This window comes from Variovorax fucosicus (assembly GCF_030316825.1).
In the GTDB taxonomy this organism is placed as follows: Bacteria; Pseudomonadota; Gammaproteobacteria; order Burkholderiales; family Burkholderiaceae_C; genus Variovorax; species Variovorax fucosicus.
In genome coordinates this window covers 456701-470121 of the sequence record NZ_JASZYU010000002.1, presented here as the reverse complement: position 1 = coordinate 470121, position 13421 = coordinate 456701, and the positions used below count along the sequence as shown (strand labels likewise).

Below are 13421 nucleotides of genomic sequence, written 5' to 3'. Positions count from 1 at the left end.
TTACCAACGTTTGCCGGACTGGTTGTCGAGCAGCGGTTTGACCCGCGCCGATATCGCCTCGCGCGCACGGAAAATCCGCGAACGCACAGTGCCGATCGGACAATTCATCACCTCGGCAATCTCTTCGTAACTCATGCCCTCGATCTCGCGCAGCGTGACCGCCTGGCGCAATTCGGCCGGCAACGCATCCATCGCGGCTTCGACCACGCCCGCAATTTCCTGGGCGGCCAGCACTGTTTCGGGGGTTTCGTCGGTGGTTGGTTCGTTTGTGGGCCGGTAAGTTTCATCGTCATCGTCCGATGAGGGCCGCAAAGCGCTTTCGGAGATGGTCGGGTCGCGCTTCATGTCGACCAGCGCCTTCTTGGCGGTGTTGACGGCGATCCGGTAGAGCCAGGTGTAGAACTGGGCGTCGCCGCGGAACTGATGCAGCGCGCGATAGGCCCGGATGAAGGTTTCCTGCGCGATGTCCTCGACCAGGTCGACATCGCGCACCATGCGGCCGATCAGGCGCTCGATCCGGCGCTGGTACTTGATGACCAGCAGTTCGAAGGCCTTCTGGTCACCTGCGACGGTGCGCTGCACCAGCTGGAAATCGACCTCGCCCGGCCTCGGTTCGGCCGCGGGCCCGACGATCGGGCCCGATTCCGGCGGCGCGGGTGGCGGTGCAGTGTCGGTCATGAAGAAGATGGGGATGGGCCCCGGGACGCGGATCGCTGTGGCACAGCGGCGATCGGATCGGCCGGGTCGGCCGATGGGGCGCGCGAATATACCGCACGACGCAGATCCAGCCAGTGGTGCGGGGCACTCCGTCGCTCCAGCCAGCACCAGCGCGGCCGTTGACCGGGTGCCGCCAGGCGCACCAGCAGCAGCGATTGCAGGTCCAGCGCCGGCAGCAGCCGCGCCGCTTCGATGGTGTCGGCACCGGCAAGGCGCCAGCCCTGGCCGTCGAAATGCAACTCGCCCGTGCATTGGCGCCAGTACGCCAGTCCGGCTGCGGCGCCGGCCAGCAGAACGCTGGCCAGCAGCGCTGCGCTGCGCCATTCCACGCTCTCAAACTGATAGCAGACGGCGCCCGCGCAGCAAGCGCCGGCAGTCCAGATGATCACCAAAAGATGACCCGCAAAACGCGAGCGCCCCACCGGGAAGCTCACCGATGGGGCGCTGTGCATGGGAGAACGGGACTCAAGCGCGCTTGAACACCAGCGTGCCGTTGGTGCCGCCGAAGCCGAAGTTGTTCTTGACCGCGACGTCGATCTTCATGTCGCGCGCCTCGTTGGCGCAGTAGTCGAGATCACACTCCGGATCCTGGTTGAAGATGTTGATGGTCGGCGGGCTCTTCTGGTGATGGAGCGCCAGCACGGTGAACACCGACTCGATGCCGCCGGCGCCGCCCAGCAGGTGGCCCGTCATCGACTTGGTCGAATTCACGACCAGCTTCTTCGCGTGATCGCCGAACGCGTTCTTGATCGCGTTGGTTTCGTTCAGGTCGCCCAGCGGCGTGGATGTGCCATGCGCGTTGAGGTATTGCACCTGGTCGGCATTGACGGCGGCATTGGCCAGCGCCATGTCCATCGAGCGCCTGGGGCCGTCGACGTTGGGCGCGGTCATGTGGAACGCGTCGGCGCTCATGCCGAAGCCCAGCACCTCGGCGTAGATCTTCGCGCCGCGCGCCTTGGCGTGCTCGTACTCCTCGAGCACCATCACGCCACCGCCCTCACCCAGCACGAAGCCGTCGCGATCCTTGTCCCATGGCCGCGACGCGGTCTTCGGGTCGTCGTTGCGCGTGCTGAGCGCACGCGCCGCTGCGAAGCCGCCGATGCCCAGCGGCGAAACGGTCGACTCGGCGCCGCCGGCGATCATCACGTCGGCATCGCCGTATTCGATCATGCGGGCCGACAGGCCGATCGCATGCAGGCCAGTGGTGCAGGCCGTGACCACCGCGATGTTCGGCCCCTTGAAGCCGTACTTGATCGAGACGTGGCCCGAGATCATGTTGATGATCGAGGCCGGCACGAAAAATGGCGAGACGCGGCGCGGGCCGCGGTTCACCAGTTCGGCGTGCGTGTCTTCGATCATCGGCAGACCACCGATGCCCGAGCCGATGTTGCAGCCGATGCGCACCGCCTCCTCGTGCGGCAGCGCATCGCCGGTCGGCAGGCCGCTGTCGACCACCGCCTGCATGGCCGCAGCCATGCCCAGGTGGATGAAGCGATCCATGTGGCGCGCTTCTTTCTCGGCGATGTACTGCGTGATGTCGAAGCCCTTCACCTCGCCCGCGAATTTGCAGGCGAAGTTGCTGACGTCGAACTTGGTGATGGTGTCGATGCCCGAATTGCCGGCCAACAGGTTGGCCCAGCATTCGGCCACCGTGTTTCCGACAGGAGCGATGCAACCGAGTCCGGTCACGACGACGCGGCGTTTGGTCATGCCGGCAAACCTTTCTGGGAGCGTTGGAAACCGTTGCGTGATGCGCGCGAGGCGGATGAGCGCCGCGGGCCGGAACGGTCGTCAGCGAGGCCTATCAGGCCTTTTGATTCTTGGAGGCGTAGTCGACGGCGTTTTGCACCGTGGTGATCTTCTCGGCATCTTCGTCGGGAATCTCGATGCCGAACTCGTCTTCGAGCGCCATCACGAGTTCCACCGTGTCGAGCGAGTCGGCACCGAGATCGGCCACAAAGGCCTTTTCATTGGTGACCTGGGACTCTTCCACGCCGAGTTGCTCGGCGATGATTTTTTTGACACGTGCTTCGATATCGCTCATTTGGTTCCCTCTAAGGGTTGTAAAGAATCGGTGGATTTTAGCCGCCCGGATGCTGGCATTTGCCGCACCGGACGCGTGGGGAAAAGATTGGGCTTGCGGGCCTTACATGTGCATGCCGCCGTTGACGTGCAGTTCCTGCCCCGTCACGTAGCTGGCCTGCGGCGAGGCAAGGTAGGCCACCGCATGCGCGATGTCGGCCGGCTTGCCCAGGTGGCCCAACGGGATCTGGTTCAGCAGCGCCTGTTGCGCGGCCTCGGGCAGGCTGGCCGTCATGTCGGTTTCGATGAAGCCGGGCGCCACGCAGTTGACCGTGATGGCGCGGCTGCCGAGTTCGCGCGCCAGGGCGCGCGTCATGCCGGCGACGCCGGCCTTGGCCGCAGCGTAGTTGGCCTGACCTGCGTTGCCGGAAGCGCCGACCACACTGGTGATGCTGATGATGCGGCCGTAGCGCTGCTTCATCATCGGCCGGATCACGGCGCGCGAAAGACGGAACACGGCCTTGAGGTTGGTATTGAGCACCGCATCCCAGTCGTCATCCTTCAGGCGCGCGGCAAGCATGTCGCGCGTGATGCCGGCATTGTTGACCAGCACGTGCAGGCCACCGTAGGCCTTGACGATTTCATCGACCAGCGCATCGACGGCCGCGCCGTCGTTGACATCCAGGGCCCGACCGCGACCGCCATGCGCGCCGAGTGCGGCGGTGATTTTCTGGGCGCCCTCTTCCGTGGTGCCGGTGCCGATGACCTTGAGGCCGCGCTGCGCGAGTTCGAGCGCGATGGCCGCGCCGATGCCGCGCGTCGCGCCGGTGACCAGCGCGATCTGCCCTTCGAATTGAATGGTGCTCATGGAATGCCTGCCAGCAGGGTTTGGGTGTCGGCGAGCGTCGCCGGGTCGTAGACCGAAGTCGCCGCAAGCTCGGGCGCGATGCGCTTGGCCATGCCGGCCAGCACGCGCCCGGGGCCGCATTCGACGATGGCGGCAACGCCACGCGCCTGCAGCGCCTGCACGCTCTCGACCCAGCGCACCGGGCCGGCGGCCTGGCGCACCAATGCGTCACGAATTCGGATCGGGTCGCTTTCGACGGCGACGTCGATGTTGTTCAAAACGGGGATCTGCGGCGCCGCGAAGTCCGTCGACACGAGTTTTTCGCGCAATGCTTCGGCGGCCGGCTTCATCAAACTTGAATGGAATGGCGCCGACACCGGCAGCGGCAGCGCGCGCTTGGCGCCGCTGGCCTTGAGCAATTCGCAGGCTTTTTCGACTGCGGCCTTGCTGCCGGCGATCACGGTCTGCATCGGATCGTTGAAATTGACGGCTTCCACGACTTCGCCACTGTTCGGGCTGAAGCCGCCCGTCACTTCTGCGCAGCCTGCTATCACCTTTGCGGCATCCATGCCCAGAATGGCCGCCATGGCGCCAGCGCCTACGGGCACCGCTTTCTGCATCGCATCGGCACGAAAGCGCACCAGAGGAGCGGCCTGCGCCAACGTCAACACGCCGGACGCAACCAACGCGGAGTACTCGCCGAGCGAATGGCCTGCGACCACGGCCGGCCGCGCACCGCCCTCGGCCAACCAGGCGCGCCAGGCGGCAACGCCGGCCACCAGCATCACCGGCTGGGTGTTGGTGGTCAGCCCCAGCGCCTCTTTCGGGCCTTCATGAATGAGCTTGGCGACGTCTTCGCCCAGCGCATCGGAGGCTTCCTGCAGGGTTTGCACGACCGCCGGGTGATCGCCCCAGGCGTCGAGCATGCCGACCGCCTGCGAGCCCTGCCCGGGAAAGACAAAAGCGAAAGACTTCATGTTGTGTATGTCTCAAATCGCGCTGTGGTGCCCACTGTATGGGCGCTGCGCGCTACAAGTTCAATAGCACCGCACCCCAGGTGAAGCCGCCGCCAACGCCTTCGAGCATGACGGTATCGCCCTTCTTCACCTTGCCGCTGCGCACCGCGTCATCCAACGCCAGCGGAATCGACGCGGCCGAGGTGTTGCCGTGCTCGTGCACGGTCACGATCAGTTTGTCGAGCGACATCTTCAGCTTCTTCGCCGTGCCTTCCATGATGCGGATGTTGGCCTGGTGCGGAATCAGCCAGTCGATATCGGCCTCGGTCTTGCCAGCCTTGACCAGCGTGGCGCGCGCCGCTTCTTCGAGCACACGAACCGCAAGCTTGAACACGGCCTGGCCGTCCATGTGCAGCAGCGGCGTGCCGAGCACTTTGCCACCCGACACATGACCGGGCACGCAGAGGATGCCGACGTGCTTGCCGTCGGCATGCAGATCGCTGGCCAGGATGCCTGGTTCGTCACTCGCCTCGAGCACCACGGCGCCGGCGCCGTCGCCGAACAGAACGCAGGTGGTGCGATCGTTGAAATCGAGAATGCGCGAGAACACCTCGGCGCCGACAACCAGCGCGCACTTCGCGGTGCCGGTACGGATCATGGCGTCGGCCACGGTCAGCGCATAGACGAATCCGCTGCAGACAGCCTGGACGTCGAATGCCGGGCAACCGGCGATCCCGAGCTTGTTCTGAAGGATGGCGGCCGACGAGGGAAACACCATGTCGGGCGTCGACGTCGCAACAATGATGAGGTCGATATCGTCGGCACTGCGGCCAGCAGCCTCGAGCGCCTTGCGGGCCGCCTCCAGCGCCAGATCGCTGCTGTTGACGCCGTCGTCCACGAAATGACGCGCGCGGATGCCGGTGCGCTCGACGATCCACTGGTCGGAAGTTTCGATGCCGCGCTCAGCCAGTTGCCGCGCGAGATCGTCGTTGGTCACCCGGCGCGGCGGCAGATAACTACCGGTGCCGGTGATGCGTGAATAAGAGGTCATCAAACGTGAAGCGCCGTCGCGTCGACCGGCGCCGCCGGTTCCTGCCGCGCGAGCAGAGGCGCGGCGTGGGCGATGCGGGCCCGCACGCGTTCGAGCAGGTTGTTGCGAGCGGCATCATAAGCGCGATCCAGCGCATGGCCGAACGCCACTTCGTCGGCCGAGCCATGGCTCTTGAACACCAGACCGCGCAGCCCGAGCAACGCTGCGCCGTTGTAGCGCCGATGATCCAGGCGATTTTTAAGAGATTTTAGAACCGGATAAGAAACGATGGCGGCAAACTTGCTGAAGATGCCGGCCGAATACTCCTGCCGGAGAAAATCAACAATCATCGACGCGACGCCCTCGGTGGCTTTCAGCGCCACATTTCCGACAAAACCGTCACAGACCACGATGTCGGTCGTGCCTTTGAAAATGTCATTGCCTTCGACGTTGCCGTAAAAATTGAGATCACCGGTATCGGCGGCAGATCGCAGCAATTGGCTGGCTTTTTTAATGACTTCGCTGCCTTTGATGGCCTCTTCGCCCACATTGAGCAGGCCGACGCTGGGCGAGTCGTTGCCGGTGAGCGCCGACACCAGCGCCGAGCCAAGCACGGCGAACTGCAAAAGATCCGCCGCGTCACAATCGACATTGGCGCCCAGATCGAGCACCGTGGTGGCGCCACCCTTGCTGTTAGGCAATTGCGGCGCAATGGCCGGACGGTCGATGCCGTCGAGGGTTTTTAGAAGATAGCGTGCGATCGCCATCAATGCGCCCGTGTTGCCGGCAGAAATAGCGGCCTGGGCTGCGCCGTCCTTGACCTGCTGGATCGCGACCCGCATCGACGAGTCTTTCTTGCGGCGCAAGGCGATCTCGATCGGATCGTCCATGCCCACCACCTCGCTCGCGCCCACGACACGGGCACGCGGGTGTTTCAGCCCCTCCAGCGCGGCCGGAGCGCCGACGAGCAGCAACGAGGCTTCGGGATGCCGCTCCAGAAAGGCGCGACAGGCCGCAAGCGTGACGCGCGGGCCATGATCACCGCCCATGCAATCGACGGCGAGCGTGATGGCAGCGGGCACGGGAGCGGAAGCGACGGACGTGAGCATCAAAACAAAGGCCCGACGCTACAGCAAAAGTAGCTTCGGGCCTTGGTGTTGAAACAGGCGATCAGGCTTCGGACTTGGTCTTCAGAACCTTGCGGCCACGGTAAAAGCCGTTCGGGCTGATGTGGTGACGCAGGTGCGTTTCGCCGGTGGTCGGCTCGACGGCAATGCCGGGCACCACGAGAGCGTTGTGCGAACGGTGCATGCCGCGCTTGGAAGGCGACTTCTTGTTTTGCTGGACGGCCATGATGGCTCCTGGACTTGAATGAGGTGGGTGGAAGTGCGGGCGCTGCCGAGAACATTCTGCAGACGGTGCGCGCGAAGCCCATGATTATAGCCTGCCCGGCGACATGCCGCCAGTCCGCCCTATTCCGGCTTGCGCGGACGCAACGCACCGAGCACGGCGAACGGGTTCGGCTTGGCCTCCACCGTCGCCTCGAAGTCGGCATCGACGGCCGACAGACTCGGCGGATCCGGGCAGATCTCGTGGCGCGGCGTGACGGGCACTTCCATCAGCAACTCGTCTTCGAGCAGCGCCTGGAGGTCGAATTCGCGGCTGATGGCCAGCACATCCTCTTCCGATGCTTCATCTTCGGCCGCGGCAGTCTCTTCGTCCGGCGCAAAACGGAACCAGCGGTCGACCACCAGTTCGGTCGCGACCGGCGCCAGGCAGCGCTGGCAAACCAGCGGCGCTGTCGCCTCGGCGGCAAGATGCAGCCACGGCACGGGCGCACCCGAAGGGCCCGGGCGCTGTTCGCCGCGCGCTTCCCATGCCACCGCGGCGTCCGGGGTGGCGCCAGTGGTTTCAGCCGACAGGCGTGGGAAGTCCTTGAGCCCGGTGCTGCCGGACAGCGTTGCCGCGGTTTCGGCAAAAGCGGCCACGTCGAGCCGTTGAGGGGCGAATTCTGTCTTCATCCACCTCAGTCTAAACCCGTCCCGCACAATCACGGCCCATGCAACGCACCGTGATCCTCGCCTCCACCTCGCGCTACCGCCGTGAGCTGATGAACCGCCTGCGCCTGCCCTTCGAGGTACAGGCGCCCGAAGTCGACGAAACCCCCCACTCCGGCGAGAGTCCGCGCTCACTTTCTGAACGGCTGGCGCTCGAAAAGGCCCGCGCCGTGGCCAGCCGCTTCCCCGATGCCGTCGTCATCGGCTCCGACCAGGTGGCCGACCTCGCCGGCGAGGCGCTCGGCAAGCCGGGCGACCATGAGCGGGCGACCGCGCAATTGCGCCGCATGCGCGGCCAGACGCTGGTGTTCCAGACTGCTGTCGCAGTGGTTTGCCAGGCCACGGGCTTCGCCCAACAAGACATCGCGCCGGTGCGCGTGGTGTTTCGCGACCTCAGCGACGATGCGATCGAGCACTACCTGCGTGCCGAGCAACCCTACGACTGCGCCGGCAGCGCCAAGAGCGAAGGGCTGGGCATCGCCCTGCTGGAAGCGATCGACAGCGACGACCCGACCGCGCTGGTCGGTCTACCGCTGATCCGCACCTGCCGCATGCTGCGCGCGGCCGGGGTGGAGCTGCTGTGAGCAACGGCACGCTCTATCTGGTGCCGGCGCCGCTGGATTTCGGTTGCGACGAGCAGGCGCCGCTGCAGGACGCCCTGCCACTCGGCACCTTGCAGAAGGCAGCGGGCATCACGCACTGGATCTGCGAGAGCGCAAAGTCGGCCCGCGCGTACCTGAAGCGCATCGACGCGGTCGTCCCACTGGCAGCCCCGCTGCAGGCACAGCAGATCACCGAGTTGCCACGCGAGGTGCACAAGAAGGGCGACCATGCGGGCCAGTTCGACGCGCGGCCCCTGCTGGCCGCTGCCCTCGCTGGCCAGGACATGGGTTTGCTGAGTGAGGCCGGCATGCCGGCCGTTGCCGATCCGGGCTCGTCGGTGGCGCGTGCCGCCCACGCCCTCGGCATTCCGGTGGTGCCGCTGACCGGGCCCGTGTCGCTGCTGCTCGCCCTGGCCGCAAGCGGGCTCAACGGCCAGAACTTCGCGTTCGTCGGCTATCTGCCGCAGGACGCGGACGGGCGGGTGCAGCGCATCCGCGAACTGGAAGCGCTGGCGTTGCGCAGCGGCCAGACCCAGCTGTTCATCGAAACGCCGTACCGGAATGCGGTGCTGCAACAGGCGCTGCTGCAGACCTTGCAGCATCACACACGGCTTGCGGTCGCACGCGGCCTCACGCTGGCCAACGCGGCCGTGCGCAGTGACACGGTCAAGGGCTGGCGCGCCGCGCCGATGCCGGCCGACGAGCGCCTGCCCGCGGTGTTCGCGATCGGGCGCTGATGAGCGTGGCGTTCGCGATCGGCGCCGCCACGCGCTGGGCCTCGCGCGCCCAGTTCTTTGCTTCAGGCTTCGTCTTCGCGACCTGGGGCGTGCACATCCCCACCGTCAAGGCGCACTACGGCGTCGATGAAGCGCAGCTGGGCCTGGCCATGCTCGCCGCCGGTTTCGGCGCGCTGGCCGGTTTGACCCGTGCCAGCCGCTGGATCGGCCGCTTTGGCGCACGCGACACGGCCCGCATCTGCGGAACGGTCTACGCACTGCTGCTGGCCGGCCTGATCGCCACCCCGAGCTATGCCGCGCTGCTGGTGCTGCTGGCATTGTTCGGCATCGTCACCAGCGTATTCGACGTCGCGATCAACACCGAAGCCGCGCAGCTTGAACTGCTGGGCGGCGACACCTTGATGAGCGGCATGCACGGGATGTTCAGCCTCGGTGGCATGGCGGGCGCGGTGACCGGTGGCGCGGCACTCGCGGCCGGGCTGGCGCCGCAACAACACCTGCTCTGGGTGGCCGGCGCCATGGCGACGGTGGTGCTCGCGGCTTCGCAACGCATGCTGCCCCGCATCGCTACCGCTTCCGCCGCACCGTCCACGCCGGGATTCGGCATGCCGCGCGGCGCACTGGTCATTCTGGGTGTGCTCGCGGCGCTGGGGTTGATTGCCGAAGGCGCGATCTACGACTGGAGCGTGCTTTACCTCCAGCAGGAGCTGGGCAGCCCGCAGAAGCAGGCTGCATTCGCCTACGCGAGCTTCTCGGCCGCAATGGCGGCGGCGCGCTTCGGGGGCGACGCGCTGCGTGCGCGCATTGCGCCAGCGCCCCTGCTGCGTGGCAGCGCCGTGCTCGCCGCTGCGGCAATGGCGCTGGTGCTGTTGACCGACAGGCCCTGGCTCGCGCTGGTGGGCTTTGCCGGCGTCGGCGTGGGCTTTGCGAACGTGGTGCCGATATTGTTCTCGGCGGCGGCGCGGGTGCCGGGCATCGACCCGGCGCGCGGCATCGCGGCGGTGTCGGCCGCGGCATATCTCGGCTTCATGCTCGGCCCGCCAGCGATCGGCCTGCTCGCCAGGATCAGCTCGCTGACCCTGGCGCTCTGGCTGGTGGTGGGTTTCGCAGCCGCACTGGCGGCCTCGGCCCGCCATGCGCAGGCCGGGACCGCCGACTAGCGCAGTGCCGGAACGCTGCGCAGCGCGCGCACCGAAGCATCGCCCATCGCGGCACCGAACTTCTTGGCCAGCTTTTCAGCCACGTTGTCGCGGCGCGTGTAGTCGATCACCTCTTCGGCCTTGACCACCTCGCGCGCCACGTAGTCGACGTTGCCCAGCTGGTCGGCGAGACCAAGCTCGATGGCCTGCTGGCCGCTCCAGAACAGGCCGCTGAACAGGCCGGGCGTCTGCAGCTTGAGGCGGTCGCCGCGGCCGGTCTTGACGATGTCGATGAACTGGTCGTGGATCTGGTCGATCATCTTCTGGGCATGCGCGCGCTGCGCGTCGTTCATCGGGCTGAACGGGTCGAGAAAGCCCTTGTTCTCACCCGAGATGATGAGGCGGCGCTCGACGCCGAGCTTCTCCATCGTGCCGGTGAAGCCGAAGCCGTCCATCAGCACGCCGATGCTGCCGACGATGCTGGCCTTGTCGACGAAGATCTTGTCGGTGGCGGCGGCGATGTAGTAAGCGGCCGAGGCGCAGGTTTCTTCGACCACCGCGTAGACCGGCTTGTGGTACTTGGCCTTCATCCGCTTGATTTCGTCGTTGATGATGCCGGCCTGCACCGGGCTGCCGCCCGGCGAGTTGATCAGCAGCACCACGGCCTTGGCGCCGTCGTCCTCGAAGGCGGTCTTCATCGCCGCGACGACGAATTCGGCACTCGCATCGGCACCGGCTGCGATCTCGCCCTTGATCTCGACCACCGCCGTGTGCGCGGTCGTCTTGGCGGTGGTCGGCGTGCCGCGCGACATCGCGAACCAGACCAGGAACACGAAAAAGGCCAGCCAGCTCAGCCGGACGAAAGTCTTCCACCGGCGCGTGGCCTTCTGCTCGCGCAAGGCGGCGAAAGCCAGCTTTTCGAGGGTGGCCCGCTCCCAGCCGGCGGCCTTCGTGGGATCGTCTCTTGCTGTCTTTTTCGCAGGCTCAAAAGGCTCGAAACCTTCGGGTTCCGTACGGGTCGGGTCGGTCATGTAGAAAGGCCGCTCAGAAGGCCAGGGGTTGGAGGTTCCAGGCAGTATGCCAGTGCACCACGCCGTCCCGCTCGCTCAGGGCGATCTTGACCAGCCCGCCGCGGCATGGGCCGCCCGCGCACTCGCCGGTGTCGGGTTTGTAGACCGCGCCATGGGTGGCGCAGAGCAGCCACTGGCCGCTGTCATCGAAGAAGCGATCGGGCTGGAAGTCCATCTCCATCGCCACATGGCTGCAGCGGTTCAGGAACGCGTGCGGCCGACCTTCGAAGCGGATTGCGAAGGCGCGGCAGGTTTCACCCGCGTAGGTCACGTCGAAGGGCACGGCAACACCGCCCTCGGCCAGATCGGCGGCCTTGCACAACGGAATGATTTCTTCACTCATGGCACGCTCTTGCTGCGTCGATTCTTCAGGCGTTGGCAAGCAGCCATTCCTGCAGGCTGGCCACCGAATGGGCGATGAACAGCGGGCGCAGCGCGTCGAAGCTGGCCGGCTCGTGCGCGCCGTAGCTCACACCCACACTGGCGCAGCCGGCGTTGAGGGCGAGTTGCAGGTCGTGCGTGGTGTCGCCGATCATCAGCGTGCGCTCGGGCGGCACGCGCAGCTCGTCCATGAGCTCGAGCAGCATCCGCGGGTGCGGCTTGCCCTCGGTTTCGTCCGCGGTGCGCGAGCCGTCGAAACGGTTGTGCAGTTCGGCGGTCGCGAGCGCGCCGTCGAGGCCCTTGCGCGATTTGCCGGTGGCCACCGCCAGCTTGTGGCCACGCTCCCTCAGCGCATCGAGCATCGGCAGGACGCCATCGAACAGCACCAGGTCGTCGTTGTGGCCGAGGTAGTGATGCCGGTAGCGGGCACCGAGTTCGGCGTACTTCTCGCGCGGCACATCCGGCGCAGCACGTGCCAGCGCTTCCGCCAGGCCGAGCCCGATGACCCAGGCGGCATCCTTGTCGCTCGGCTTCGCGCCGCCAACGTCGACCACGGCCGCCTGGATGCAGCGCACGATCAATTGGGTGGAGTCGTAGAGGGTGCCATCCCAGTCGAAGGCGATCAGGTCGAAGCGTCTTGGTTCAGTCATGTCTTGAAGTTTCGGTAAGGGTCGCCGGCGGCAGCAGGCTGGCGAGTTCCGGCGGCAGCGCGGCCTGCAGCGCAACGCGGTGGCCATCGGCGGGGTGGTTGAACTGCAGGCGCCAAGCGTGCAGGAACATGCGCTTGAGACCGGTTTTCTGCAGCGCGCGATTGCGTTCGAAATCGCCATACTTGTCGTCGCCCGCGATCGCGTGCCCGGCCGAGGCGAGGTGCACGCGGATCTGGTGCGTGCGGCCGGTCTTGATCGTCACGGCCAGCAGGGACATCGGCTGTTTTTCGCCCGGCAGGCTGAACCGGGCCAGCACCTTGACCAGCGTGATCGCACGCATCGCGTCGGCATGGTCCTTGGCCACGACGCGCACGCGGCGCTCGCCGTCGGGCAGCAAATACTTGGCCAGCGGTGCATCGAGCACCTTCTTGGCGGTCGGCCAGTCGCCTTCGACCAGCGCGAGGTAGGTCTTGCCGGTTTCACGCTCGCGGAACTGGTCTTGCAGCGCGGTCAGCGCGCTGCGCTTCTTGGCGACCAGCAGGATGCCGGAGGTTTCGCGGTCGAGCCGGTGCACGAGTTCCAGAAACTTCGCGGACGGTCGCGCGGTGCGCAACTGCTCGATCACGCCGAAGCTCACGCCGCTGCCACCGTGGACGGCCACGCCGGCCGGCTTGTCGATCGCGAGCAGGGCATCGTCTTCGTGCAACAGCGGAAAGTCGCGCGGCGGCGCTGGTGGCGTCGCGCCTTCTTCCGACCGCGCGGCCACGCGCACCGGCGGCAGCCGCAGCACGTCGCCGACTTCGATGCGGGTTTCGGCCTGCGCGCGGCCCTTGTTGATGCGCACCTCTCCCGACCGGATGATCCGGTAGACATGGGTCTTGGGAACGCCTTTGAGCTGACGGAACAGGAAGTTGTCGAGTCGCTGGCCGGCCGATTCTTCATCGACCGTCAGAAAACGAACTTCCGCCCCCGCAGGGCCGGGCTTCGCACCTATAATGTTTTTCACCAGCGCGGTCGTGTAAGTGCTTGATTAGACAGAAGTTTAGAGCACTCATGTCCACGCTGTGAGGTCGATGCCGCCTTGGCGTCGAACCCGCAAACCCCGCGCAATCGCGCAAAGTGGCAGGTTCGGCATCCGGGTCATGCCGACGCCCACGAAACACCGATACGGAATACCCAGCAGGCAGCCCCCAAGCTGTCTGCGGATCGAAGC

The 13421-nt window shown here is 66.2% G+C and carries 17 protein-coding genes; 3 read left to right on the top strand and 14 right to left on the bottom strand.

Annotated elements, in window-relative coordinates; genetic code table 11:
* The 10 genes from rpoE to QTI05_RS14270 form a co-directional block, all read right to left on the bottom strand.
* Positions 1-678 carry an RNA polymerase sigma factor RpoE gene (rpoE, locus tag QTI05_RS14315; protein WP_286545535.1) on the bottom strand — a complete coding sequence of 226 codons (678 nt, stop codon included), beginning with the start codon at positions 676-678 and terminating at the stop codon, positions 1-3.
* Positions 675-1169, bottom strand: coding sequence for a hypothetical protein (locus QTI05_RS14310; RefSeq protein WP_286621881.1), 495 nt, complete (start codon positions 1167-1169; stop codon positions 675-677). Before QTI05_RS14310 ends, rpoE begins: the two co-directional genes overlap by 4 nt.
* A 13-nt stretch (positions 1170-1182) precedes the next feature.
* Positions 1183-2427, bottom strand: a complete 1245-nt coding sequence (gene fabF, locus QTI05_RS14305) for a beta-ketoacyl-ACP synthase II (protein ID WP_286545533.1) — start codon at positions 2425-2427, stop codon at positions 1183-1185.
* A 94-nt stretch (positions 2428-2521) separates the two neighbouring features.
* Positions 2522-2761, bottom strand: a complete 240-nt coding sequence (acpP, locus tag QTI05_RS14300; protein WP_140843300.1) for an acyl carrier protein — start codon at positions 2759-2761, stop codon at positions 2522-2524.
* Between the two features lie 102 nt (positions 2762-2863).
* Complete coding sequence (gene fabG, locus QTI05_RS14295) at positions 2864-3607, bottom strand: 3-oxoacyl-ACP reductase FabG (protein ID WP_286545532.1); 744 nt, start codon at positions 3605-3607, stop codon at positions 2864-2866.
* Positions 3604-4563: an ACP S-malonyltransferase gene (gene fabD, locus QTI05_RS14290; RefSeq protein WP_286621879.1), complete on the bottom strand. Its 960-nt coding sequence runs from the start codon at positions 4561-4563 to the stop codon at positions 3604-3606. Before fabD ends, fabG begins: the two co-directional genes overlap by 4 nt.
* A gap of 52 nt (positions 4564-4615) precedes the next feature.
* Entirely contained in the window at positions 4616-5593 is a 978-nt protein-coding gene (locus tag QTI05_RS14285; protein WP_286545530.1) for a beta-ketoacyl-ACP synthase III, read from the bottom strand.
* The gene (gene plsX, locus QTI05_RS14280; protein ID WP_286545529.1) at positions 5593-6654 is read right to left on the bottom strand and encodes a phosphate acyltransferase PlsX; all 1062 of its coding nucleotides are present in this window, start codon (positions 6652-6654) and stop codon (positions 5593-5595) included. The genes QTI05_RS14285 and plsX overlap by 1 nt, the downstream gene beginning before the upstream one ends.
* Positions 6655-6742: 88 nt before the next feature.
* Positions 6743-6925, bottom strand: a complete 183-nt coding sequence (rpmF, locus tag QTI05_RS14275) for a 50S ribosomal protein L32 (protein WP_158722961.1) — start codon at positions 6923-6925, stop codon at positions 6743-6745.
* A gap of 119 nt (positions 6926-7044) precedes the next feature.
* Positions 7045-7593, bottom strand: coding sequence for a YceD family protein (locus QTI05_RS14270; RefSeq protein ID WP_286545528.1), 549 nt, complete (start codon positions 7591-7593; stop codon positions 7045-7047).
* Positions 7594-7631: 38 nt separating this feature from the next.
* Between QTI05_RS14270 and QTI05_RS14265 the strand changes: the two genes are divergently transcribed.
* The 3 genes from QTI05_RS14265 to QTI05_RS14255 are packed head-to-tail and all read left to right on the top strand — an operon-like array spanning position 7632 to position 10128.
* Entirely contained in the window at positions 7632-8213 is a 582-nt protein-coding gene (locus tag QTI05_RS14265; RefSeq protein ID WP_286545527.1) for a Maf family protein, read from the top strand.
* The gene (locus QTI05_RS14260) at positions 8210-8968 is read left to right on the top strand and encodes an SAM-dependent methyltransferase (protein ID WP_286621877.1); all 759 of its coding nucleotides are present in this window, start codon (positions 8210-8212) and stop codon (positions 8966-8968) included. The genes QTI05_RS14265 and QTI05_RS14260 overlap by 4 nt, the downstream gene beginning before the upstream one ends.
* Positions 8968-10128 (top strand): MFS transporter, encoded by a 1161-nt coding sequence (locus QTI05_RS14255; RefSeq protein ID WP_286545525.1) that lies wholly within the window; start codon positions 8968-8970, stop codon positions 10126-10128. The genes QTI05_RS14260 and QTI05_RS14255 overlap by 1 nt, the downstream gene beginning before the upstream one ends.
* On the opposite strand, the gene QTI05_RS14250 is transcribed toward QTI05_RS14255, so the two are convergent.
* From QTI05_RS14250 to QTI05_RS14235, 4 genes are read right to left on the bottom strand one after another with little or no spacing between them, the layout of a single operon-like run.
* Positions 10125-11138, bottom strand: coding sequence for a S49 family peptidase (locus tag QTI05_RS14250; RefSeq protein WP_286545524.1), 1014 nt, complete (start codon positions 11136-11138; stop codon positions 10125-10127). The two genes, QTI05_RS14255 and QTI05_RS14250, sit on opposite strands and share 4 nt — an antisense overlap.
* Positions 11139-11151: 13 nt before the next feature.
* Complete coding sequence (locus QTI05_RS14245) at positions 11152-11520, bottom strand: Rieske (2Fe-2S) protein (RefSeq protein ID WP_286545523.1); 369 nt, start codon at positions 11518-11520, stop codon at positions 11152-11154.
* Between the two features lie 25 nt (positions 11521-11545).
* Positions 11546-12208 carry an HAD family hydrolase gene (locus tag QTI05_RS14240; protein WP_286545522.1) on the bottom strand — a complete coding sequence of 221 codons (663 nt, stop codon included), beginning with the start codon at positions 12206-12208 and terminating at the stop codon, positions 11546-11548.
* Positions 12201-13214, bottom strand: a complete 1014-nt coding sequence (locus tag QTI05_RS14235) for an RluA family pseudouridine synthase (protein ID WP_286545521.1) — start codon at positions 13212-13214, stop codon at positions 12201-12203. Before QTI05_RS14235 ends, QTI05_RS14240 begins: the two co-directional genes overlap by 8 nt.
* Between the last annotated feature and the right edge of the window lie 207 nt (positions 13215-13421).